At 74.5% G+C, this 21,344-nt stretch carries 17 protein-coding genes; 11 read left to right on the forward strand and 6 right to left on the reverse strand.

What is annotated here, in order from left to right; genetic code table 11:
* The first annotated feature begins 9 nt into the window (after positions 1-9).
* Positions 10-1,047 carry an ABC transporter ATP-binding protein gene (locus ABEA15_RS01255; protein ID WP_345555085.1) on the forward strand — a complete coding sequence of 346 codons (1,038 nt, stop codon included), beginning with the start codon at positions 10-12 and terminating at the stop codon, positions 1,045-1,047.
* A 23-nt stretch (positions 1,048-1,070) separates the two neighbouring features.
* Here ABEA15_RS01255 and ABEA15_RS01260 read toward each other — a convergent pair whose 3' ends face one another.
* Positions 1,071-2,342: a cytochrome P450 gene (locus ABEA15_RS01260; protein ID WP_345555087.1), complete on the reverse strand. Its 1,272-nt coding sequence runs from the start codon at positions 2,340-2,342 to the stop codon at positions 1,071-1,073.
* Positions 2,343-2,552: 210 nt separating this feature from the next.
* On the opposite strand from ABEA15_RS01260, the gene ABEA15_RS01265 reads away from it, so the two are divergent.
* Positions 2,553-3,161, forward strand: a complete 609-nt coding sequence (locus ABEA15_RS01265; RefSeq protein ID WP_425579343.1) for a hypothetical protein — start codon at positions 2,553-2,555, stop codon at positions 3,159-3,161.
* A 102-nt stretch (positions 3,162-3,263) separates the two neighbouring features.
* On the opposite strand, the gene ABEA15_RS01270 is transcribed toward ABEA15_RS01265, so the two are convergent.
* Entirely contained in the window at positions 3,264-3,461 is a 198-nt protein-coding gene (locus ABEA15_RS01270; RefSeq protein WP_344139588.1) for a hypothetical protein, read from the reverse strand.
* A 115-nt stretch (positions 3,462-3,576) separates the two neighbouring features.
* Between ABEA15_RS01270 and map the strand changes: the two genes are divergently transcribed.
* The 7 genes from map (at position 3,577) to npdG (ending at position 11,190) form a co-directional block, all read left to right on the forward strand.
* Positions 3,577-4,428, forward strand: a complete 852-nt coding sequence (map, locus tag ABEA15_RS01275; RefSeq protein WP_344139585.1) for a type I methionyl aminopeptidase — start codon at positions 3,577-3,579, stop codon at positions 4,426-4,428.
* Positions 4,429-4,496: 68 nt separating this feature from the next.
* Positions 4,497-5,330, forward strand: coding sequence for a M55 family metallopeptidase (locus tag ABEA15_RS01280; protein ID WP_345555090.1), 834 nt, complete (start codon positions 4,497-4,499; stop codon positions 5,328-5,330).
* A gap of 70 nt (positions 5,331-5,400) precedes the next feature.
* On the forward strand, positions 5,401-6,807 hold the full coding sequence (locus ABEA15_RS01285; RefSeq protein ID WP_345555092.1) for a M20/M25/M40 family metallo-hydrolase: 1,407 nt from the start codon (positions 5,401-5,403) through the stop codon (positions 6,805-6,807).
* Between the two features lie 58 nt (positions 6,808-6,865).
* The gene (locus tag ABEA15_RS01290; RefSeq protein WP_345555094.1) at positions 6,866-8,896 is read left to right on the forward strand and encodes a dipeptidyl-peptidase 5; all 2,031 of its coding nucleotides are present in this window, start codon (positions 6,866-6,868) and stop codon (positions 8,894-8,896) included.
* Positions 8,893-9,828, forward strand: a complete 936-nt coding sequence (locus ABEA15_RS01295) for a S66 peptidase family protein (protein WP_345555096.1) — start codon at positions 8,893-8,895, stop codon at positions 9,826-9,828. The genes ABEA15_RS01290 and ABEA15_RS01295 overlap by 4 nt, the downstream gene beginning before the upstream one ends.
* Positions 9,829-9,991: 163 nt before the next feature.
* On the forward strand, positions 9,992-10,396 hold the full coding sequence (locus ABEA15_RS01300) for a peptidoglycan-binding protein (protein WP_345555097.1): 405 nt from the start codon (positions 9,992-9,994) through the stop codon (positions 10,394-10,396).
* A gap of 107 nt (positions 10,397-10,503) precedes the next feature.
* Positions 10,504-11,190 carry an NADPH-dependent F420 reductase gene (gene npdG / locus ABEA15_RS01305; RefSeq protein ID WP_345555098.1) on the forward strand — a complete coding sequence of 229 codons (687 nt, stop codon included), beginning with the start codon at positions 10,504-10,506 and terminating at the stop codon, positions 11,188-11,190.
* 53 nt (positions 11,191-11,243) lie between these two features.
* Here the strand turns inward: npdG and ABEA15_RS01310 are convergent, their stop codons facing one another.
* Together ABEA15_RS01310 and panB are read right to left on the reverse strand one after the other, a co-directional pair.
* Entirely contained in the window at positions 11,244-12,281 is a 1,038-nt protein-coding gene (locus ABEA15_RS01310) for an LLM class F420-dependent oxidoreductase (protein WP_345555100.1), read from the reverse strand.
* Between the two features lie 165 nt (positions 12,282-12,446).
* Positions 12,447-13,289, reverse strand: coding sequence for a 3-methyl-2-oxobutanoate hydroxymethyltransferase (gene panB, locus ABEA15_RS01315; protein WP_345555102.1), 843 nt, complete (start codon positions 13,287-13,289; stop codon positions 12,447-12,449).
* Between the two features lie 715 nt (positions 13,290-14,004).
* On the opposite strand from panB, the gene ABEA15_RS01320 reads away from it, so the two are divergent.
* The gene (locus tag ABEA15_RS01320) at positions 14,005-14,727 is read left to right on the forward strand and encodes a response regulator (RefSeq protein ID WP_344139558.1); all 723 of its coding nucleotides are present in this window, start codon (positions 14,005-14,007) and stop codon (positions 14,725-14,727) included.
* 139 nt (positions 14,728-14,866) lie between these two features.
* Here ABEA15_RS01320 and ABEA15_RS01325 read toward each other — a convergent pair whose 3' ends face one another.
* Positions 14,867-16,228: a glutamine synthetase family protein gene (locus tag ABEA15_RS01325; RefSeq protein ID WP_344139555.1), complete on the reverse strand. Its 1,362-nt coding sequence runs from the start codon at positions 16,226-16,228 to the stop codon at positions 14,867-14,869.
* A gap of 212 nt (positions 16,229-16,440) precedes the next feature.
* On the opposite strand from ABEA15_RS01325, the gene ABEA15_RS01330 reads away from it, so the two are divergent.
* A complete protein-coding gene (locus ABEA15_RS01330) occupies positions 16,441-18,213 on the forward strand; it encodes an NAD+ synthase (RefSeq protein ID WP_345555105.1) in 1,773 nt (590 codons plus the stop codon).
* Between the two features lie 33 nt (positions 18,214-18,246).
* Here the strand turns inward: ABEA15_RS01330 and ABEA15_RS01335 are convergent, their stop codons facing one another.
* Positions 18,247-21,273: a helix-turn-helix transcriptional regulator gene (locus ABEA15_RS01335; protein WP_345555107.1), complete on the reverse strand. Its 3,027-nt coding sequence runs from the start codon at positions 21,271-21,273 to the stop codon at positions 18,247-18,249.
* Between the last annotated feature and the right edge of the window lie 71 nt (positions 21,274-21,344).

Genomic DNA, 21,344 nt, shown 5'->3' on the forward strand with positions numbered 1-21,344 from the left:
GGAGACGGGATGAGTTCTGAAGCCGACGCCCCCGGCGGCACCGAGGCCGCCGTCCCGGTGCTGGCGGCCGAAGGGCTGGAGGTCGCCTTCACCGGGCGCACGGGCCGCAGCACGGCGCGCGCCGTCGACGGTGTCGACCTGGAGATCGGCGCCGGCGAGATCGTCGCTCTGGTGGGCGAGTCCGGGTGCGGCAAGTCCACGCTGGCCCGCGCCCTGCTCGGGCTGGTGCGGCCTTCGGCCGGCCGCGTGGCCTTCCACGGCCTGGGGCTGGGGTACCGGCCGCGCGAGCTGAAGGAGGTCCGCAGGCGCGTGCAGCTCGTGCTGCAGGACCCCACCGGCGCGCTGAACCCGCGGCACACCGTCTACGAGGCGGTCGCCGAAGGCCGGCGCATCCACAGCGGCAGCACCGCCGACGAGGAGGAGCACGTCGCGAAGGCGCTCGCGCGCGCCGGGCTGCGTCCGCCGGAGCGCTTCTTCCTGCGCTACCCGCACGAGCTGTCCGGCGGGCAGCGCCAGCGTGTCGCCATCGCCGGCGCGCTGGTCCTGCAGCCCGAGGTCATCGTCGCCGACGAGCCCGTGGCCTCGCTGGACGCGTCGGTGCGCGGCGAGATCCTGCAGCTGCTGCTGCGCCTGCGCGACGACCACGGCCTGGCGGCGTTGGTCGTCACCCACGACCTGGGACTGGCCTGGAACATCGCCGACCGCGCCGCCGTGATGTACCTGGGGCGGGTGGTCGAGACCGGCAGCGTCGAGGAGGTGCTCGCCGCGCCGCGCCACCCCTACACGCAGGCGCTGCTGTCGGTGCTGCCCGAGTCGGGCGCCGCAGAGCCGCAGATCCTCGCGGGCGAGCCGCCCGACCCGACCCGCATCCCCGGCGGCTGCCGCTTCCACGTGCGCTGCCCGGTCCTGGCCTCGGGCGCCGCGCAGGCGGCGGGAGTCGCCGAGCGCTGCCGCAGCGAGGACCCCGGCATGCTGGGCGGCTCCGGCGCCGCCGCGCAGGTCGCCTGCCACTGGGCGCACGCGCACGAGGCCGAGCCGGCCGGCTGAGTCCGCCGCGGGAGTGGGCCGGGTCAGAAGCCGGGCACCCGGACGACGAACCCGCTCCTGGGCAGGGCCGGCAGCCGCCGCATGTCCACCTCGGCGTCCTGTTCGGGAACCTCGTAGTCCAGGCGGGCCAGGCGGCGGGCGACCGCGGCGATGAGCGCCACCGTCACCGGCTCGCCGGGGCAGCGGTGGTGGGTGTTCGGGTCGCCGGCGCCCTGGGGTACGAGGTCGTAGGGCGTCGGCATCCGGTCGCGGAAGCGCTCGGGCCAGAACGCTTCGGGCTCGCGCCACACCCGGGGGTCGTGGTCCGTGCCGTAGAGGTCGAGCAGCACGCGCCGGCCGCGCGGGATGCGCCGGCCCCGCAGCACCATGTCGTGGCGGGCGCGGGCCGCCACGAACGGGAAGAACGGGTAGTAGCGCCGCACCTCCTGGGCGAACAGCCGCGAGGGCGCCGGATCGCCGGAGCCGCCCGCGCCGCCGCCGTCGTCCTCCGCGGCGATCTCCTCGGCGCAGCGGGGGTCGCGGTGCAGCGCGTGCGCGGCGAAGGCGAGGTAGACCGCCACCGCCACGACCGGCCGCAGCACATTGAGCAGTTCGACCGCCGCGGTGTGCTCGTCCAGCAGGGCGCCGTCGGGATCGCGGTGCCAGGCCGCGGCATGGGCCGCGGTGTCCTCCGGCGGCGCGATGCGGCCCGCGCGGATGCGGCGGACGACGTCGCCGGCCCACCGGTCGGCCGCGCGCCGCGCTCGCCGGGAGCGCAAATGGCGCGGCCCGATCCGGCCCGCGCCGTCGTAGAGGGCGGTGAGCTGGGAGGTGCGCTTCGGCGCGTCGGCCGGCTCCAGCGGCACCCCCGCCCAGGTGCACACCGCGCGCGTGAGCACCGCGCGGAACTCGTCGTAGAGGACGACGCGGCCGCGCCCCGGCCAGTCGGCCGCCGCGCGGTCGAACCCCCGCTCGACCAGCGCCGCCAGTTCGGCGACCCGCTGCGGCGACATGAGCGAGACGAACAGGCGCTTGCGGTGGCGGTGGGCTTCGCCGTCCAGGCCCTGGACGCCGCCGCGGCCGAAGATCGTCTTGGTGATGCGCGGGGGCACTGCACCGCTGCGGGTGAAGTGGCCCGTGTCGGTGAAGACCGCCGCCGCCTCCGGGCCGGTGACGCACACGGCCGGCTCCAGCATGAGCCGGGTCGTGAACGCGTCGGTGCCCCGCCGCCGGCAGCGGCGCGAGATGAACCGGTAGGGGTCGAGCAGCAGGGCCGGGGTCCGGTCCCACACCGCCCTCTCTGCGCCGGCAGCCATGCTCCTCCCTCCGCCGCGGTGGGCCCGGGCCACCGGGTCCGCCCGGCACGCGTGCCGCCCGCCGAGCGGCGAGCGCTCTCGCCGCCCCGCTCGGGGTCCGCCGCCGCGACTACCCCGAAGCGGGCGATCGACGCACGCCCGGCCGAATGGGGCGGCGCGCGGCGCCGCGTTCGGACGCCGTCGGCGGAAACACCGGCGCGCGGGCGCGGGATGAGGCACCATGGGTGCGTGGACGCCCAACACGTAGCGCTCCTGCGCGAGCTCCTGGCCCCGACACCGTGGCTGGAGCGGACCGAGGACTTCGCCAAAGCGCTCCGCCGCACCCGCAACCCCGGCGGCCTCATGCTCGTCGGCACCGCCGAGGACGAGCCCTGGCACCTGGCCGCCCATCTGGACGACGAGGCCCGCTACAGCGGCCTGCCCCAGCTCGCGCCCAGCCTGGTGCGCTGGCAGCCGCCGCCGGACGCCCCGCCGCACCTGCGGATCGGGCTGGAGCGGCTGGCCGACGCCCGGCGCGGCGAGACCCTGTTCGTGGTGAACTCCGAGGAGGAGGCGCCCGTCCCGCTGCTGGAGCGCGTCGACGACGCCCGCCGCACCGGGGCGACCATCCTCTCGCTGGACCAGGGCGACCGCGAGCTCGCATCGCTGGCCCACGAGTCCATCAGCCTGCGCCCCGAGCGCGAGCCGCTGACGTTCGAAGGGCTGCAGCACCTGGTCAGCACTGCTGCCGGGCAGCCCGGCGCCGACCGCAAACCGGGGCTGCGCGAACGGCTGTCGCGGTTCCTCGACGTGGTCAGCGGTCCGCGTATCCTCGACTGACCCGCCCGCCGCCGCTCTGCGCGCGGGCACGGGCGGGCGCACGGCCCGGTGCCGGCCGCCACGGCGCCGGAGAGGCCGGCCCGGTCGGGGGAGGGACCCGGATCAGTCGCGGTCCTGTTCGTCCCAGGACTCGTTGCGCTCGGCGACGATGTTCAGCGCGGCCGCGGCGGTGGCCTCGTCGGGGTAGGGGCCGAGGCGGTACTTGCCCGGGCACCCGGGCCCCTGCTCGGGCTTGCTGTGCCTGAGGCAATACCACCACTGCCGGTCCTCATCCGGGGTGGTGTGGTCCCGGTCGCTCATGGTCGGCTCCTGCTGATTCGTCCGGCTTCTCGTTGCCTGTTCCCCGGCTCTTACCCGCGTGTCGGTGTCCCGACGCGGATCGCCGCGGGTCCCCTAAGAACTAGAATGCGCTGACATGACTACTCCGCTGGTTCCCGGGCGTATCTCGCCGCCCCGTTCGGTCCCCTCCGCCATCGCGCGTCCGGAGTACGTCGGCAAGAAGCGCCCCGAGGAGGGCGTGCTCGGCGACGTGCAGACGCCCGAGACGATCGAGGCCATGCGCGAGGCCGGGCGCATCGCGGCCCGGGCGCTGCGCGAGGTCGGCGAGCACGTGGTCCCCGGTGTGACCACCGACGAGCTGGACCGCGTCGGCCACGAGTTCCTCTGCGACCACGGCGCCTACCCCAGCACCCTCGGGTACAAGGGCTACCCCAAATCGCTGTGCTCCTCACTCAACGAGGTCATCTGCCACGGCATCCCCGACGACACCGTCGTCTCCGACGGCGACATCGTCAACATCGACATCACCGCCTACATCCACGGGGTGCACGGCGACACCAACGCCACCTTCCTGGCGGGCGACGTCGACGAGGAGTCCCGGCTGCTGGTCGAGCGCACCCGCGAGGCCACGATGCGCGCCATCAAGGCGTGCCGCCCGGGCAGGCGGCTCAGCGTCGTCGGCCGGGTGATCGAGTCCTACGCCAAGCGCTTCGGCTACGGCGTCGTCCGCGACTTCACCGGGCACGGCGTCGGCCCGGAGTTCCACTCCGGCCTGGTGGTGCCCCACTACGACGACCCGCGGGCCGACACGGTCATGGAGCCCGGCATGACCTTCACCATCGAGCCGATGATCACTCTGGGCACGATCGACTACGAGGTCTGGGACGACGGCTGGACGGCGGTCACCGCCGACCGCAGGCGCACCGCCCAGTTCGAGCACAGCCTGGTCATTACCGACGAGGGTGCCGAGATCCTCACTCTGCCCTAGGAACGGGCGCCGCGGGCCGAGCGCCCGCACCACCACAGCAGGCGCGGCCAGGCGAGGGGAGCGACGCGGTGCGGATCCTGATCTCGGCCGACATGGAGGGGGCCACCGGGGTGACCTGGCCCGCCGACGTCACGCCGGGAACCGAGCAGTGGCAGCGCTGCCGGGCCATGTTCACCTCGGACGTCAACGCCGCGATCTCCGGGTTCTTCGCCGGCGGCGCGCGCGAGGTGGTCGTCAACGAGGCGCACGCGACGATGCGCAACCTGCTGCTGGAGCGGCTCGACGAGCGGGCCGCCATGATCACGGGCCGCCACAAGGACCTGTCCATGGTCGAGGGAATCCAGCACGGCGACGTCGACGGGGTCGCCTTCCTCGGCTACCACAGCGGCGCCGGCGCCGAAGGAGTGCTCGCCCACACCTACCTGCCCAACTCCATCACGGGCGTGTGGCTGGACGGCGAGCCCGCCGACGAGGGCCGGCTCAACTCCTGCGTCGCCGCCGAGTACGGCGTGCCGGTGCTGCTGGTCACCGGCGACGACCGGGCCTGCGTCGACGCCGCGGCCTACGCGCCCGACGCGCACACCGTGGCGGTCAAGCGCTACGTCTCGCGCTACGCCGCGCTGTGCCGCCCGCCGGGCGCCACCGCCGACGACATCGCCGACGCGGCGGAGGCCGCGGCGGCCGAGGCCGGGCGCACCGCGCCCGCCGCCAGCGGGCCCCTGACCGTCGAGGTCGAGCTGGACGCCGCCCACCTGGCCGGCGCCGCGGCGGTGGTGCCCGGCGTCGAGCAGACCGGTGCCCGGCGTGTCCGCTACACCTCGCAGACGGCCTTTGAGATGATCCGCTGCTTCAAGGCCGTCACCACGCTCGTCTCCAACGCGGTCGAGGCCGACTACGGCTGACCGGCGGCGAGCGGGAGGGGGCGGCGGCACCGGGGCCGGCGACCAGCGCCGGCGGGCACCGACGAAAGGCATGCACGAGGTGGAGCGCGCCCGCACAGCACGACGGCCCGAAGCCGGAACCGCCCCGGGAACGGGCGGCCTCGACCGGCTCGACGAGGAGGCGGTGCGGTTCACCTCCGAGCTGATCCGCCTCGACACCACCAACCGCGGCGGCGGCGACGGGTGCGAGCGGCCCGCCGCCGAGTACGTCGCCGAGCGCCTCGCCGACGCCGGCCTGAGCACGCAAGTGCTGGAGTCGGCGCCGGGCCGCGCCAACGTGGTCGCCCGGGTCGAGGGCACCGACCCCGCCGCTCCCGCTCTGCTCGTGCACGGCCACCTGGACGTGGTGCCGGCCGACGCCTCCCGGTGGAGCCGCCATCCGTTCAGCGGCGAGGTCGCCGACGGCATGGTCTGGGGACGCGGCGCCGTCGACATGAAGGGCACCGACGCCATGGTGCTGGCGCTGGTGCGCCACTGGGCGCGCACCGGCGTGCGGCCCCGCCGCGGCCTCGTGCTCGCCTTCACCGCCGACGAGGAGGACAGCGCCGCCTACGGCGCCGAGTGGCTGGCCCGCGAGCACGCCGGTCTGTTCGAGGGCTGCACCGAGGCCGTGGGCGAGTCCGGAGGGCATACGGTGCACGCCGCGGCCGCCGACGGCACGCCCGTGCGGCTGTATCCCGTCGGCGCGGGCGAGCGGGGCACCGCCTGGCTGCGGCTGAGCGCCGAGGGCACCGCCGGGCACGGGTCCAAGACCAACCGGGACAACGCCGTCAGCGCGCTGGCCGCCGCGGTCGCCCGCATCGGCGCACACGAGTGGCCGGTGCGGCTGACGCCCGTCACGCGCGCCGCGCTCGACGGCGTCGCCGCCGCGACGGGCGTGCCCGCCTCCACCGCCGACCCCGGGTTCGACCCGGCCCGCGACACCGACGCGCTCGTCGACTCCCTCGGCGACGCCGCCGATCTGGTCCGCCCCACCGTCCGCTGCAGCAGCGCGCCGACCGTGCTGGACGCCGGCTACAAGGTGAACGTGGTCCCCGGTCGGGCCGAGGCCGGGATCGACGGGCGGGTGCTGCCCGGGACAGAGGAGGAGTTCGCCGCCGCCCTCGACGAGCTGACCGGCGACGAGGTGCGGTGGGAGTACCGCCACCGCTCCCGGCCCCTGCAGTCTCCGGTGGACGCGCCGATCGTCGCCGAGATGCGCGACGCGCTGCTGGCCTTCGACCCCGGCGCCCACGTCGTGCCCGTGTGCCTGACCGGCGGCACCGACGCCAAGCAGTTCGCCGAGCTCGGCATCGCCGGCTACGGGTTCTCGCCGCTGCACCTGCCGCCCGGCCTGGACCACGGCGCCCTGTTCCACGGCGTCGACGAGCGCGTCCCCGTGGAAGGGCTGCGCTTCGGCGTGCGCGTGCTGGACCGCTTCCTGCGCGGCCAGCGCTGACCCCGCGCCCGCACCCCCGACCGAGCACCGCGACCGCGACGACGGAAGAGGCACCACCGTGAACGACGCACCCCCCTGCGGAGCCTGGCCCTCGCCGATCGGCGCCGGCGACGTCGCCGACCACGAGGGCGCCCCCAACTGGCCGGCGGCCCTGGGCGAGGAGGTGTGGTGGACCGAGCCGCGCCCCGCCCAGGGCGGGCGCGTCACGCTGTGCCGCACGCGGCTGGACGACCCCGCGGCGCGCCCGCGGGAGATGCTGCCCGCGCCCTGGAACGTGCGCAGCCGCGTGCACGAGTACGGCGGCCGCCCCTACGCGCTGGTGCCCGCTGCGGCGGGCACGGCCGTGGTCTTCGCCGAGTTCGGCGACCAGCGCCTGTACCTGTGGCAGCCGGGCGGGGAGCCCGCGCCGCTGACCCCGGAGCCACCCGAGCCCGCCGGGCTGCGCTACGTCGAACCCGTGCTCTCGCCGGAGGGCCGGGAGGTCTGGTGCGTGTGCGAGCGCAGCACCGGCCCCGCGCCCACCGACGTGCGCCGGGCGATCGTCGCCGTCCCGCTGGACGGCTCGGCCGCCGGCGACCCCGCGGCCGTGCGCGAGGTCGCGGCCGGCCACCGCTTCCTGGCCTGCCCCCGCGTCTCGCCCGACGGCCGGCGGCTCTCGTGGATCGGCTGGGACCACCCCGACATGCCCTGGGACAGCACCGTGCTGCACATCGCCGACCTGGGGCCGGGTGGGCGCACCTCGGGCGCGCCCGCGACCGTCGCCGGCGGGCCCGGCGTCTCCGTGGTCCAGGCCGAGTGGGCCGACGCCGACACCCTCTACTGCGTCGCCGACCCCTCCGGCTGGTGGAACCCCTACCGCATCAGCGCCGGCGCCGACGGGACCTGGGGCGAACCGCGGCCCGCGGCGGCCGCCGAGGAGGAGTTCGGCGGAGCGCTGTGGCAGCTGGGCTACACCTGGCTGGCGGTTCCGGCGCGCGGACCGGTGGCCGCCGTGCACGGGCGCGCCACGAGCGCGCTGGGCCGGATCGACCCCGCCACCGGCACCGTCTCCGACGCCGACACGCCCCACACCGAGTGGTTCGGCCGGCTGGCCGTCGGCGGGGCCGCGGGCGACACCCTGGTCTGCCCGGCCGCCGCGCCCGACATCGCCCCCGAGATCGTGGCCGTGGGGCCGAGCGGGTCCTGGCGGTCGCTGAGCGCGCCCGACCGCCGCGGCCGCGGCGCGGGCGCTGCCTCCGCAGCCGAGGGCACCGCCGCGGACCCGGACTACATGCCCGTCCCGCGCCCGCGGGTGTTCACCGGCCCCGGCGGCCGCGAGGTGCACGCCAACCTGTATCCGCCGCGCAACCCGCACGCCCAGCCGGCTCCGGGGGAGCGCCCGCCGTACGCGGTGTGGGTCCACGGCGGGCCCACCGGCCGGTCCCCGATGATCCGTGACCTGGAGGTCGCCTACTTCACCAGCCGGGGGATCGGCGTCGTCGAGGTCGACTACGGCGGATCGACCGGCTACGGGCGCGCCTACCGCGAGCGGCTGCGGGAGAACTGGGGCGTCGTCGACGTGGAGGACTGCGTGGCCGCCGCGCACGCCCTCGCCGAGGAGGGCGCCGCCGACCCCGGCCGCATCGCGATCCGCGGCGGCAGCGCCGGAGGGTGGACGGCGGCCGCGGCACTGGCATTCACCGACGTCTTCGCCTGCGCCGTCATCAGCTTCCCCATCGTCGACCTCGCCGGCTGGCGCACGGGCGAGACCCACGACTTCGAGTCGCAGTACCTGGAGAGCCTGGTGGGCCCCTGGCCCGAAACCGCGCGCCGCTACGCCGACCGCTCGCCGGTCAACCGCGCCGGCGACGTCAGCGCCCCGTTCGTGCTGCTGCAGGGCCTGGAGGACGAGATATGCCCGCCCGCACAGGCGGAGCGGTTCGTGCAGCGGGTGAACGGCGTGCCGCACGCCTACCTGGCCTTCGAGGGCGAGCAGCACGGCTTCCGCCGCAAGGAGACGATCCGGGCGGCCCTGGAGGCCGAGCTGTCCCTCTACGCCCAGGTGTTCGGGTTCGAGACCGACGCGCCGCATCTGGAGCTGCGCCGGTGACGGCGGCGCCGGGCGCGCGCGGGCCGCGGCTGCGTCCCGGCGACGCCGTCTCGGTTGTCGCTCCGTGCAGCCCCGTGACCTGCGACGGGATCGAATCGGGTCTGTCCGTGCTGCGCAAATGGGGCCTGGAGACCGCCGAGGGCGAGCACCTGCGCGGCCGCCACCCCCGGCTGCCCTACCTGGCCGGCACCGACGAGGAGCGCGCCGCGGACCTCCAGCGCGCCTGGCTGGACCCGCGCACCGCCGCGGTGCTGTGCGCGCGCGGCGGGGACGGCGCGCACCGCGTCCTGGACCGGCTGGACTTCGCCGCGATGCGCCGCGCGCCCGCAAAGACGCTGGTGGGCTTCAGCGACGTCACCGCGCTGCACGAGGCGTTCGCGGTGGAGCTGGGCGCCGCCACCCTGCACGGACCGGTGGTGGCGCTGGAGTCCTTCAGCGAGGACACGGTCGCGGCCGCGCACCTGCGCACCGCGCTGTTCGAGCCGGAGGCCGCCACCGTGCTCGGCGCTCCCGGCGCGGAGACGCTCGTGGGCGGCACGGCGCGCGGAGTGACCGTCGGCGGCAACCTGAGCGTGCTCAACGACAGCCTCGCCGCGCCGCACAGCCGCCCCTCGGCCCGGGGCGGCCTCGTGCTGCTGGAGGACGTGGGCGAGGACGTCTCGCGGATCGACCGGATGCTGACCCAGCTGCTGCGCAGCGGGTGGCTCGAGGGCGCCGCCGGCGTGCTGCTCGGCTCGTGGGAGGGCTGCACGCCCGACGCCGCCGCAGTGCGCACGCTGATGCTGGAGCGGCTGGCGCCGCTGGGGGTCCCGGTGGTGGGCGAGTTCGGCTTCGGCCACCGCGCCGCGCAGATCACCGTGCCGCTGGGCGCTGCGGCCACCCTCGACGCCGATGCGCGCACCCTCACCCTGGACCGGCCCGCCCTGGCGTAGGCGGCGGCCCGACTTTCGGCGGTGCCGGCGCCGCTGGATGCCTCCTTAGGTCCAACCCGATTCCGAACCCGCGCATGATGCCCGTTAACGCGGGGATGCCGATACTGAGGACGGGAGACCGGGAGGAGCCAGCAGACACCGCACCAGAGGAGGGGAGGCCGATATGGTCGCGATCACGTGGCGGCACCGGAACCGGCGGCCCGAAAGGGGTGTGGCGCACAGCGCCTCCTCCGAACCCGGTGCCGGGCACGCGCACCGCCCCTCGGGGATCAGCCGGTTCGGCCCGCGCCGCGTCCTGGCCGCCGTGCTTCCGGCGCTGCAGGCGGTCGTCGACGCCCGCGGCCTGGTCCCCGAGCCCGAACCCGCGCAGGTGCGCGCGATGCTCGTCGAGATCGGCGAGCTGGACGCCGCCGCGCCGCCGCAGGAGCGCCGCCGGGCGCTGGCGGACTTCCAGCGCGCCAACGGGCTGCCCGGCGACGGCGTCGCCGACGGCCGCACGGTCTCCATGCTCTCCCGCGCCTGGCGCGAGCACCGCGAAGCGCGCGGGCGGGGAGAGGCGGCGCGCTGACCGGGGGGTCGGTCCCGCCGCGTCGGTGCAGCGGGCGCCGCACCGGGTGACCCGCCCGAAACCGAGTCCGGTTCGGTCCTGCGGCGGGCACCTGGCAGGATCGTGGCATGGCAGAGCAGAGAACCCCACACGACCTCCCCGACGTCTCCGGCCTGTCCGTCGCCGTGCTCGGCGGAACCGGCGACCAGGGCCGCGGCCTGGCGCTGCGGCTGGCGATGGCCGGACACCGGGTGGTCATCGGCTCGCGCAGCCGGGAGCGGGCGCAGACCGCCGCCGACGAGCTGGGCGAGGGCCTTCCGGTCGTCGGCGACGAGAACGCCGCGGCGGCCCGCGGCTGCGACGTGGTCGTCGTCGCGGTGCCCTGGGACGGGCACCGCGCCCTGCTGGAGTCGCTGGCCGGCGACCTCGCGGGCAAGCTGGTCGTCGACTGCGTGAACCCGCTGGGCTTCGACTCCAAGGGCCCTTACGCCCTGGATGTGCCCGAGGGCAGCGCGGCGCAGCAGGCCGAGGCGCTGCTGCCCGACAGCCGCGTGGTCGCGGCCTTCCACCACGTCTCGGCGGTGGTTCTGCTGGACCCCGGCGTCGAGGAGGTCGACCTGGACGTGCTGGTGCTGGGCGACGACCGCGACGCCACCAACACCGTGCGGGCGCTGGCCGCCCGCATCCCGGGCGTCCGCGGGATCTACGGCGGCCGGCTGCGCAACGCCCACCAGGTCGAGGCGCTGACCGCCAACATCATCGCGGTCAACCGTCGCTACAAAGCGCATGCGGGACTGCGCATCACCGACGTCTGACCGGCGCGCGCGGCGGGCGGAGCCGGCGCAGCCCGGCCCCGCCCGCCCCGCCGCTACAGCATGGAGCGCAGCTTCTCCACGAGCGCGACCGGGTCGTCGCCGACGGGTGTCACGTTGAGGTGGGTGACACCGGCCGCGCGGAAGGCGGCCACGCGCTCGCGGACGTAGGACTCCGGCCCCACCAGGTTGGTCAGCTCCACGAACTCGTCCGGAACCGCGGCGGCGGCCTCCTCCTTCTTGCCCTCCAGGTACAGGTCCTGGATGCGCTCGGCGGCCTCCTCATAGCCGTAGCGCCGCGCGACGTCGTTGTAGAAGTTCTTGCCCTTGGCGCCCATGCCCCCGACGTAGAGGGCGATCATCGGGCGGGTGAAGTCGGCGAGCTTGCGGGTCTCCTCGCCCTCGCCGATGGCCAGCAGGCCGCCCGCGGAGATCTGCAGCTCGCCCAGTGAGGGGTCGCGCTTGGCTCTGCCCCGGGCGAGGGCCTCGCCCCAGACCGAGTCGGCCTTCTCCGGGATGAACAGGTGCGGCAGCCAACCGTCGGCGATCTCGGCGGTCATGGCGACGTTCTTCTCGCCCAGGGAGGCCAAGAAGATCGGGACGCCGCTGCGCACCGGGTGGTTGATGATCTTCAGCGGCTTGCCCAGGCCGGTGCCCTGCTCGGGCGGCAGCGGCAGGGTGGTGGTGCGGCCGTCGTGGCTCAGGCGCTCCTCGCGCGCCCACACCTTGCGGCAGATCTCGACGACGTCGCGGGTCCGGCCCAGGGGCTTGGTGTAGGGGACGCCGTGCCAGCCCTCGATGACCTGGGGGCCGCTGGCGCCCAGCCCGAGCACGGCGCGCCCGTCGGAGAGGTAGTCCAGCCCGGCCGCGGTCTGCGCGATGAGGGTGGGGGTGCGCGTGTAGACGGGCAGGATCGCCGAGCCGATGTTGACGCGCTCGGTGCGCGCGGCGATGTAGCCCATCAGGGTGGGGCTGTCGTAGCCGTAGGCCTCGGCCACCCACAGGGTGTCCAGCCCGGCCTTCTCCAACTCGACGACCTGGTCCACGGCCGGCTTGGCCTCGCCGGCGTACTGCAGCGGCATGGAGATGCGCATGGTGCCTCCCTTGACTCGCGCGGCGGGGCGCGCACGGATGCCGCAAACTCTACTACCGAGTAACTTGTCGGCGGCGGGAAGGCCCGGACGTGCGCCGGGCGCGCACGCTGACGGCGCGGACGCGTGGGCGGCCCGCCGGGGGCGGCTCCCGGCGGGCGCCGGTGATCAGTTGTAGGAGTGGTCGGCGTCGGGGAAGGAGCCCTGCACGACCTCGTCGGCGAACGTGCGCGCGGCCGTGGACAGGGTCTCGTTCAGGTCGGCGTAGGCCTTGACGAACTTGGCCACGTGCGGGCTGAGCCCGGCCATGTCCTGCCAGACCAGCACCTGGGCGTCGGTGCGGGGACCGGCGCCGATGCCGATGGTCGGGATGCTCAGCTGCTCGGTCACGCGGGCGGCCAGCTCGCTGGGCACGCACTCCAGCACGACGGAGAACGCGCCGGCGCGCTCCAGCTCCTTGGCGTCGGCCAGCAGCGCGGCGCCGGCCTCCTCGCCGCGGCCCTGGACCCGGTAGCCGCCGAGGGTGTTGACCGACTGGGGCGTGAGCCCGATGTGGCCCATGACGGGGACGCCCGCGCCGACCAGCGCCTCGACGTGCGCGGCGACGCGGTGCCCGCCCTCCAGCTTCACGGCCTGGGCGTGGCCCTCCTTCATGAACCGTGAGGCCGCGTCCAGCGCCTGCCCGGGCGAGCCCTGGTAGGAGCCGAACGGCAGGTCCGCCACAACGAGCGCGCGCCTGGTGGCCCGGGAGACGGCCGCGGTGAGCGGGAGCAGGTCGTCGACGGTGACGGGCAGGGTGGAGTCGTAGCCGTAGACGACCATCGCCGCCGAGTCGCCGACCAGCAGGACGGGGATTCCGGCCTCGTCGAAGACGCGGGCGGTCAGCGCGTCGTAGGCGGTGAGCATCGGCCAGCGCTCCTGGCGCTCCTTGGCCTGCAGGATGTCGCGGACGCTCACCCTGCGGTTGGTCTTTCCGCCGTAGAGGGCGGGGGGTGTTGCGGTTGTGCTCATAGTGCTTCCTCCGGTGTCTCGAAGCGCGGCTGCGGCGTCTCCGGACGGTGTCGGACAGGCGCGGCGGCACTGGGCGCCGTCGGCCGATTCATCATCCCATAGCAGGATTCGCGGCCTTCACTGTGGGCCAACTCCGCGCGGCCCTCGGATCATCCCGGTGGGGACGGCGCCGGTCCAGCCCGCCGTGCGGGCCGCCCGAGCCGCGGGGGAGCGCGGCGGGGGAGCGGCGTGAGGCACGGTGGGGCGCTGCGGAATCCGGTCCGTGTCCGAGAGCGGTATGCGGGAGAGGGATGAATTCGGCGGGCAGCAGGAAATCATCGCCGTGCGGAGTGTGCCGGCTCCGGGCCGCACGGTGCCGAGCGGTCGGCGCCGTAACGTGAAAACGTCTCGATATGAAGCGACTTCCGGGTCCGGTGGAGTGCGGTGATCCGGTAATCGGCTACGAATCGGCGGAATTGGGTGGAGGCGTGTACGTGCCCGGATATATTGTCCGAAGGCTACGCGGAAGCCCGGCAAAGCCGCCGTTTCCGGCATCCCGGCGCGCCCGAGTCGCCACTGTTGAAGCACGCGGCAATGGCATAAACTGTTTGGAACAACGGTCTTGGGAACCGCGCAACCAGCGCCGCCGAGGGGTGGCGACGCACTCGCGGGTTTCATGTCCGCGGGTCCGAATAGAAGATACCCGGCCACCTCGCGCGAGGAGGGAATTTCCGTTGTGAGTGGGCATCCCCCCGCCCCGGAGGCAGCCTTCGCGGCCCCGTCCGCGACCCAGGCGCCGCCCGTCAAGGTCCTCGTCGTCGACGACCACGCCTTCTTCCGGCGCGGCCTGGTCTCCGTGCTGGACGACGAGCCCGACATCGACGTGGTGGGCGAGTCCGGCGACGGCGAGCACGCGGTGCGCACCGCCGCCGACCTGGTGCCCGACGTCGTGCTGATGGACGTGTGGATGCCGGGCAGCAGCGGCATCGACGCGTGCACCGGCATCAAGGACATGGTTCCCAGCGCCAAGATCGTGATGCTGACCATGAGCGACGAGGAGGACGACCTCTTCGAGGCGCTCAAGGCGGGCGCCACCGGCTACCTGCTCAAGGAGATCTCCGTCGACGAGCTGCCCGCCGCCGTGCGCGCCGTCGCCAGCGGGCAGTCCTTCATCACGCCGTCGATGGCCACCAAGCTCATCGGCGAGTTCACCGCCCTGGCCAAGAAGGACGGCGGCCGCGCCCGCCGAGTCCCCGCACCGCAGCTGACCGGCCGCGAGACCGAGGTCCTGCGCCGCGTGGCGCGCTGCCTGAACAACAAGGAGATCGCCGAGGAGCTGTTCATCTCCGAGCACACGGTCAAGAACCACGTGCGCAACATCCTGGAGAAGCTGCAGCTGCACTCCCGCACCGAGGCGGCCGTCTACGCGGTACGCGAGAAGTTCCTCGACGGCGACTAGGCGGCGGTCACGGGGGCGGCCGGAGGCCGAAGACGTGCGCCGCCTACACGCCGGTCGCACGCGGGCGCCGGGTCCCGCACCCGGCGGGCGCGGGACCCGGACCGTTTCGCGGGCGGGGCCGCGCGGTGCGCGCCGCCGATCAGAGCGTCGGCAGGTAGCGCTGCAGCTCGTAGGGGGTCACCTGGCGCCGGTAGGACTCCCACTCGGCCTTCTTGTTGCGCAGGAAGAAGTCGAAGACGTGCTCGCCCAGGGTCTCGGCGACCAGCTCGCTGTTCTCCATCGCCCGGATGGCCTCGTCCAGGCTCTGGGGCAGCGGCGCGATCCCCAGCGCGCGCCGCTCGGCGTCGGTCAGCGCCCACACGTCGTCCTCGGCGCCGGGAGGCAGCTCGTAGCCCTCCTCGATGCCCTTCAGCCCGGCGGCCAGGATCACCGCGTAGGCGAGGTAGGGGTTGCAGGCGGTGTCCACCGAGCGGAACTCGATCCGGCTGGAGTTGCTCTTGTTGGGCTTGTACATCGGCACCCGCACCAGCGCCGAGCGGTTGTTGTGGCCCCAGCACACGTAGGCGGGGGCCTCGCCGCCCGCGCCCGCCGAGGCGGCGGCGTTGTCCCAGAGGCGCTTGTAGGAGTTCACCCACTGGTTGCACACCGCGGTGATCTCGGCCGAGTGGCGCAGCAGGCCGGCGATGAACCCGCGGCCCACCTTGGACATCTGGTACTCGGCGCCCGCCTCGTAGAACGCGTTGCGCTCGCCCTCGAACAGCGACATGTGGGTGTGCATGCCCGAGCCCGGGTACTCGGTGAAGGGCTTGGGCATGAAGGTGGCGTAGACGTCCTGCTCCATCGCCACCTCCTTCATCACCAGCCGGAAGGTCATGATGTTGTCGGCGGTGGTCAGCGCGTCGGCGTAGCGCAGGTCGATCTCCTGCTGGCCGGGGCCGCCCTCGTGGTGGCTGAACTCCACCGAGATGCCCATGGCCTCCAGCATGTTGATCGCGTTGCGCCGGAAGTCGTGCGCGCTGTTGTGCGGGGTGTGGTCGAAGTAGCCCCCGGAGTCGTTGGGCTCGGGCAGCTCGCCGAGCTCGGGCTTCTTCTTCAGCAGGTAGAACTCGATCTCGGGGTGGGTGTAGAAGGTGAACCCGAGGTCGGAGGCCTTGCTCAGCTGGCGCTTGAGCACGTGGCGGGGGTCGGCGTAGCTGGGGCTGCCGTCGGGCATGAGGATGTCGCAGTACATGCGGGCCGTACCGTGCGGCTCGTTGCGCCAGGGCAGCACCTGGAACGTCGAGGGGTCGGGCTGGGCGAGCATGTCGGCCTCGTAGACCCGGGCGAAGCCCTCGATGGCCGACCCGTCGAACCCGATGCCCTCGGTGAACGCGGCCTCGAGCTCGGCCGGTGCGACGGCGACCGACTTGAGGTAACCGAGCACGTCGGTGAACCACAGTCGCACGAACCGGATATCGCGCTCCTCCAGGGTACGGAGCACGAACTCCTGCTGTCGGTTCACGGTCCACCTTCCTCGTCGTGATGCGCGCGGCGCTGCCTGCAGCGGCCGGCGCGGACTCCTACGCCAGTTTGCACGCCGCAGGTTTCCGGCGCATTAACGCAGCTCGCGCCCTCCGCCGTGGCCACAGTGTACGCAGCCGCACATCGCGGACCCTCCGCTGCGCCGGACCCGGGTGCGGCGCGCCGGGCGCCCCACCCACTAGTCTCGAATGCGTGGCCCAGCTCAGAATCGCGATGGCGCAAGTCAACCCCACCGTAGGCGACCTCGACGGCAACTGCCGGATCGTGCTCGACCACGCCCGGCGCGCCCACGAGGCGGGCGCGCACCTGGCCGTGTTCCCCGAGCTCGTGGTGACCGGGTACCCGGTCGAGGACCTCGCCCTGCGCAACTCGTTCGTGTCGGCCTCGGTCAAGGCCGTGTCCGCGCTCGCCGAGCGCCTGGCCGACGAGGGCCTGGGCGAGCTGCCCGTGGCGGTGGGCTACCTCAGCCGCCGCGTCGGTGTGGGGGAGCGCTACGGCCAGCCCGCGGGCACCCCGCAGAACGCCTTCGCGCTGCTGCACCGCGGCCGCGTCGAGGTCGGCTCGGCCAAGCACCACCTGCCCAACTACGGCGTCTTCGACGAGGCGCGGCACTTCGTCCCCGGCGAGACCCTGCCGGTCGTGCGGCTGCACGGCGTCGACGTCGCCTTCGCGGTCTGCGAGGACCTCTGGCAGGGGGGCGGGCCCGTGGCCGCGGCCCGGCGTGCGCGCGCCGGACTGCTGGTGACCGTCAACGCCTCGCCCTACGAGCGCGACAAGGACAACGTCCGGCTGGAGCTGTGCCAGCGCCGCGCCCGCGAGATCGGCGCCGCGGTGGGCTATGTGAACATGAGCGGCGGCCAGGACGAGCTGATCTTCGACGGCGACTCGCTGATCGTCGACGCCGAAGGCGAGCTGGTCGCCCGCGCACCCAAGTTCGAAGAGGACCTGTTCGTCACCGACCTGGCGCTGCCCGCGGCCGACGGCGGCGTGCCGCCCTCCGAGGGGCCCGGCGAGGCCGTCGACGGTGTGCGGGTGGTGCGCCACCTGCTCTCGGGCGAGCCGGCCGAGCCCTACGCGCCCGCGCCGCCGGTGCTCACCCCGCGCGCCGACCCCGCCTCCGACGTCGGCGAGGTCTACCGCGCCCTGGTGGTGGGCGTGCGCGACTACGCGCGCAAGAACGGGTTCGGCTCGGTGGCGGTCGCGCTCTCCGGCGGCATCGACTCCGCGCTGACCACCACGGTGGCCGTCGACGCGCTGGGCGCCGACCGCGTCCACGTGCTCCTGCTGCCCAGCAGGTACTCCAGCGAGCACTCGGTCTCCGACGCAGAGGAGCTGGTCAAGCGCCAGGGCGTCACCTCGCGCACGGTGGCCATCGCGCCGATCGTGGCGGCGTTCGAGGAGGGCCTGACTCTGGAGGGGCTGGCCGCGGAGAACCTGCAGGCGCGGGTGCGGGGCACGCTGCTGATGGGCCTGTCCAACCAGGAGGGCCACCTGGTGCTGGCCACGGGCAACAAGAGCGAGCTGGCCACCGGCTACTCCACCCTCTACGGCGACTCGGTGGGCGGGTTCGCGCCGATCAAGGACTGCTGGAAGACGCTGGTCTGGGAGCTGGCGCGCTGGCGCAACGCCGAGGCGGAGCGGACCGGCGCGCCCCCGCCGATCCCGGAGAACTCCATCAGCAAGCCGCCGAGCGCCGAGCTGCGGCCCGACCAGCTCGACACCGACTCGCTGCCGGACTACGACCTGCTCGACGGGCTGCTGGACGCCTACATCGGCACCGACAAGGGCATGCGCGAGCTGACCACCGACGGCTACCCGCCCGACCTGGTCGAGCGCGTCATCCGGATGGTCGACCGGGCCGAGTACAAGCGCCGCCAGTACCCGCCGGGGCCCAAGATCAGCTCGCGCAACTTCGGCCGCGACCGCCGCCTGCCGATCACCAACCGCTGGACGCCCCGGTCCTGAGCACGGCCCGGCCGGGGTGTGCCCGGAGGGCGGTCAGACGAGTCCCAGCTCGTGTGCGCGGGCTCCCGCGCTGGCCCGGTTGGGCAGCTCCAGCTTGGCCAGGATGTGCGAGACGTGCACGCTGGCCGTCTTGGCCGCGATGAACAGCTCCTGGGCGATCTCGGCGTTGGTGTAGCCGCGGGCGAGCAGCCGCAGCACCTCGGCCTCGCGCGGAGTCAGCCCCCCGGGCGGGGACGCCGGCGGCGCGCCGCCGACCGGGCCGCCGTCCTCCAGCGCCACCCCGGTCCGCCGCGCCAGCTCGCGGGCCCGGCCCTCCAGGACGGCGGCGCCGTGCTCCGACGCGCGCTTGGCGACCTCCCGCAGCCAGTCGCCCACCGGTGCGCCGCGGTCGGCGGCCAGCGCGGACTCGGCCGCATGCAGCAGGGCGTCGGCGCGGTGCAGGGGCATGCTGACCCTGCTCCAGGCCGCGACCGCCGCCTGCCAGGCCGCGGCGGCGCCGGCCGCGCTTTCCGGCCCCAGGCCGCACGCGGCCGATGCGAGCCGTGCGCGCACCGTCGCCCGGAAGGCCGCCTGGACCGGTCCGTCGGTCCGCAGCCCGGCGACGATCCGCTCGACGCACGCGCGCACCGCCGCCGCCTCGGCGCAGACCTCCTCGGGCATCTCGGCGGCCTGCCGCAGGAACGCGGCGGTGCGGTCGAGCAGGACCCAGCCGTAGCCCGGCGACCGGTCGAAGTCGATGTCCTCCAGCGCCTTGGCCGCCAGCGCCGACGCGCGTGCGAGGTCGCCTTCGGCCATGTACAGGTCGAGCAGTGCGGCGGTGCTGAGCTGCACCGTGTGGATGCGGGAGCGTCCGGACGCGCATTCGGGGTCGAGCTCGTCCGCGCTGCGGCGGGCCCCCTCGACGTCGCCCTGGGCCAGGGCGGCCCGCACGGCCACGGTGGCCAGGTACACGCGGTGGGCGGGGGAAGGGGAGGCGATCATGCTGCTGCGCACCAGCTCACGGCAGCCCGCGAGGTCGCCCAGGTCGAAGCGGGTCTCGGCGATGTTGAGTGCGACGAAGCACCCGTTGGCGCTCATCAGCCCCAGCTCGCGCAGCCGCTCCATGGCGGCGTCGAGCTGGACGAGCGCCTCCTCGTGCATCCCGCGCTCGCGCATGTAGTGGGAGAGGTTGGCCATCCCGCGCGCCTGCAGCGAGGGGTCCTGCAGCTCCCGCGCCAGCTCCAGCCCGCGCTCCAGGGTCGCGCGGCCCTCCTCGAAGTCGCCGTCGTTCATCCGGCAGGTGCCCAGCGTCATGAGGGCGTCGGCCTCGGCGCAGGTGTCGCCGCCTTCGCGGGACCGGCGGATCGCCTCGGTGGCGAGCGCGGTGGCACTCGACCACCAGAAGGAGGCCTCCGGGACCCCGTCGACTCCGGGGGTGGCCGTGAGCGACTCGTCCTGGTGCAGCATCGCCTCCCGCGCCAGCAGCGACAGCACGAAACCGTAGCCGGGCTCGCGGGGCGGGTGCTCGGCCATCGCCTCGAACAGGTCGGCGATCCCGTCGCCGTCGGAGATCTGGGTGCGCGCCTGGCCGCGGCGGCGCAGCAGGGTCGCGCGGTCGGTGCGGCTCTGCTCGTCGTCGGCGCCGGCGGGGATCTCGGCGAGTCCCGAGTCGCACAGCGCCCGCGCCCGGAAGAAGTCGCCGCTCTCCAGCGCCGCCGCCGCGGCCCGCGAGACCACCTGCACGTGGTTGTGGCCCTGGACCCGCTCGACGGCGTCGGGAACCCTCTCCCAGAACTCCAGGACGCGCTCCAGCATCCGCAGCTCCTCGGCGAAGGCGAGCGTCTCCGCGGACCGCACGGCCGCCCACCAGGAGGCGCTGAGGGCGCGCGGGAGGTCGTGGCCGGAGCAGTAGTGGTGCGCCTGCTCCGCGGCGAGGCGGTGCAAGGGGACGGCGCCCGGAATGGCGTCCAGGGCCTCGGCGAAGCGCAGGTGCAGCAGGGTGTGCTCGCCGGGCAGCAGCTCGTCGTGCACGGCCTCGCGCAGCAGTGCGTGCCGGAAGCGGTAGCCGCTGCCGTCGATGCGCAGCACGTTGGCGTCGACCAGGGCGCGCAGGGCGGTGTTGAGGTCCTCCTCGCCGAGCCCCGCGACGTGGGCCAGCAGCTCGTGCTCGATGTGGGCGGCGCTGACGGCGCCGATCGAGGCGACGCGCAGCACGCGCCGGTGCGCCTCGTCGAGCCCGTCCAGGGAGGCCAGCAGCAGCTCCCGGGGCCGCTCGGGCAGCCCGGCGCCCACGAACCCGCTCTGGCCGGCCAGGGACTCCACGAACAGCGGGTTGCCGCCGGTGCGGTCGAACAGCGCGGCCGCCTCGTCGGGCTCCAGCTCCCGGCCGCGGATGGCCGCGGCCTGCTCGGCGGCCTGGTCGTGCGTGAGGGGCTCCAGCGTGATGCGGGTGACCGAGGGCAGGCGCTCCAGCTCCAGCAGCAGGCGGCGCAGCGGGTGGCCGCGGTGGAGGTCGTCGCTGCGGTAGGTGGCGACGATCTGCACGGCGGCGGAGTCGAGGTTGCGCAGCAGGAACACCAGCAGGTCGCGGGTGGCCGAGTCGGCCCAGTGCAGGTCCTCGATGACCACCGTGAGGCCTTCGGAGCCGGCGGCTCCGGTCAGCAGGCGCAGCACCTGCTCGAACAGCAGGCCGCGCGCCTCGCGCCGGTCCTCGGGCGGCGTGCCCAGCTCCGGCAGCAGGCGGGCCAGCTCCTGGGCCATGAGCGAGCCGTCCGCGCCCCCTTGGACGAGCTCGTCGAAGACCGCGCGGCCGCGGTCGCGCAGGATCTGGCGCAGCACCGCGACGAAGGGGGCGAAGGGCAGGCCGTCGACGCCCAGTTCGAGGCATCCGCCGGCGACCACGCCGCCCGCGACACGTTGGGAGAGCTCCGCGATCAGACGGGACTTGCCGACCCCGGCGTCACCTCCCACGAGCACCGTGGCCGCGCCGGCGCCGGAGCGCGCGCTGTGCGCGTGGTCGAGGAGGGTGCGGAGTTCGTGCTGGCGCCCGATGAAGACGGGACTGGTGCCGACAGGCGTCATGCAGTCCAGTATGCCGACAAAAGGGGTGTTCGGGCCATCGGAATTCCGGCCGGCGGGACCGCCGGAGCAGG

The organism is Streptomonospora halophila (genome assembly GCF_039542725.1).
In the GTDB taxonomy this organism is placed as follows: Bacteria; Actinomycetota; Actinomycetes; order Streptosporangiales; family Streptosporangiaceae; genus Streptomonospora; species Streptomonospora halophila.

Coding starts and splice junctions, on each gene's coding strand:
- ABEA15_RS01310 (WP_345555100.1), bottom strand. CDS start 12,281: ATGCGCATCTCCATGCCGCTGCAGTACGCCGGCGAGGCCAAGCCGGCC.
- ABEA15_RS01285 (WP_345555092.1), top strand. CDS start 5,401: ATGCACGAGGTGGAGCGCGCCCGCACAGCACGACGGCCCGAAGCCGGA.
- ABEA15_RS01265 (WP_425579343.1), top strand. CDS start 2,553: ATGAGGCACCATGGGTGCGTGGACGCCCAACACGTAGCGCTCCTGCGC.
- ABEA15_RS01300 (WP_345555097.1), top strand. CDS start 9,992: ATGGTCGCGATCACGTGGCGGCACCGGAACCGGCGGCCCGAAAGGGGT.
- panB (WP_345555102.1), bottom strand. CDS start 13,289: ATGAGCACAACCGCAACACCCCCCGCCCTCTACGGCGGAAAGACCAAC.
- map (WP_344139585.1), top strand. CDS start 3,577: ATGACTACTCCGCTGGTTCCCGGGCGTATCTCGCCGCCCCGTTCGGTC.
- ABEA15_RS01270 (WP_344139588.1), bottom strand. CDS start 3,461: ATGAGCGACCGGGACCACACCACCCCGGATGAGGACCGGCAGTGGTGG.
- ABEA15_RS01335 (WP_345555107.1), bottom strand. CDS start 21,273: ATGACGCCTGTCGGCACCAGTCCCGTCTTCATCGGGCGCCAGCACGAA.
- ABEA15_RS01255 (WP_345555085.1), top strand. CDS start 10: ATGAGTTCTGAAGCCGACGCCCCCGGCGGCACCGAGGCCGCCGTCCCG.
- npdG (WP_345555098.1), top strand. CDS start 10,504: ATGGCAGAGCAGAGAACCCCACACGACCTCCCCGACGTCTCCGGCCTG.
- ABEA15_RS01260 (WP_345555087.1), bottom strand. CDS start 2,342: ATGGCTGCCGGCGCAGAGAGGGCGGTGTGGGACCGGACCCCGGCCCTG.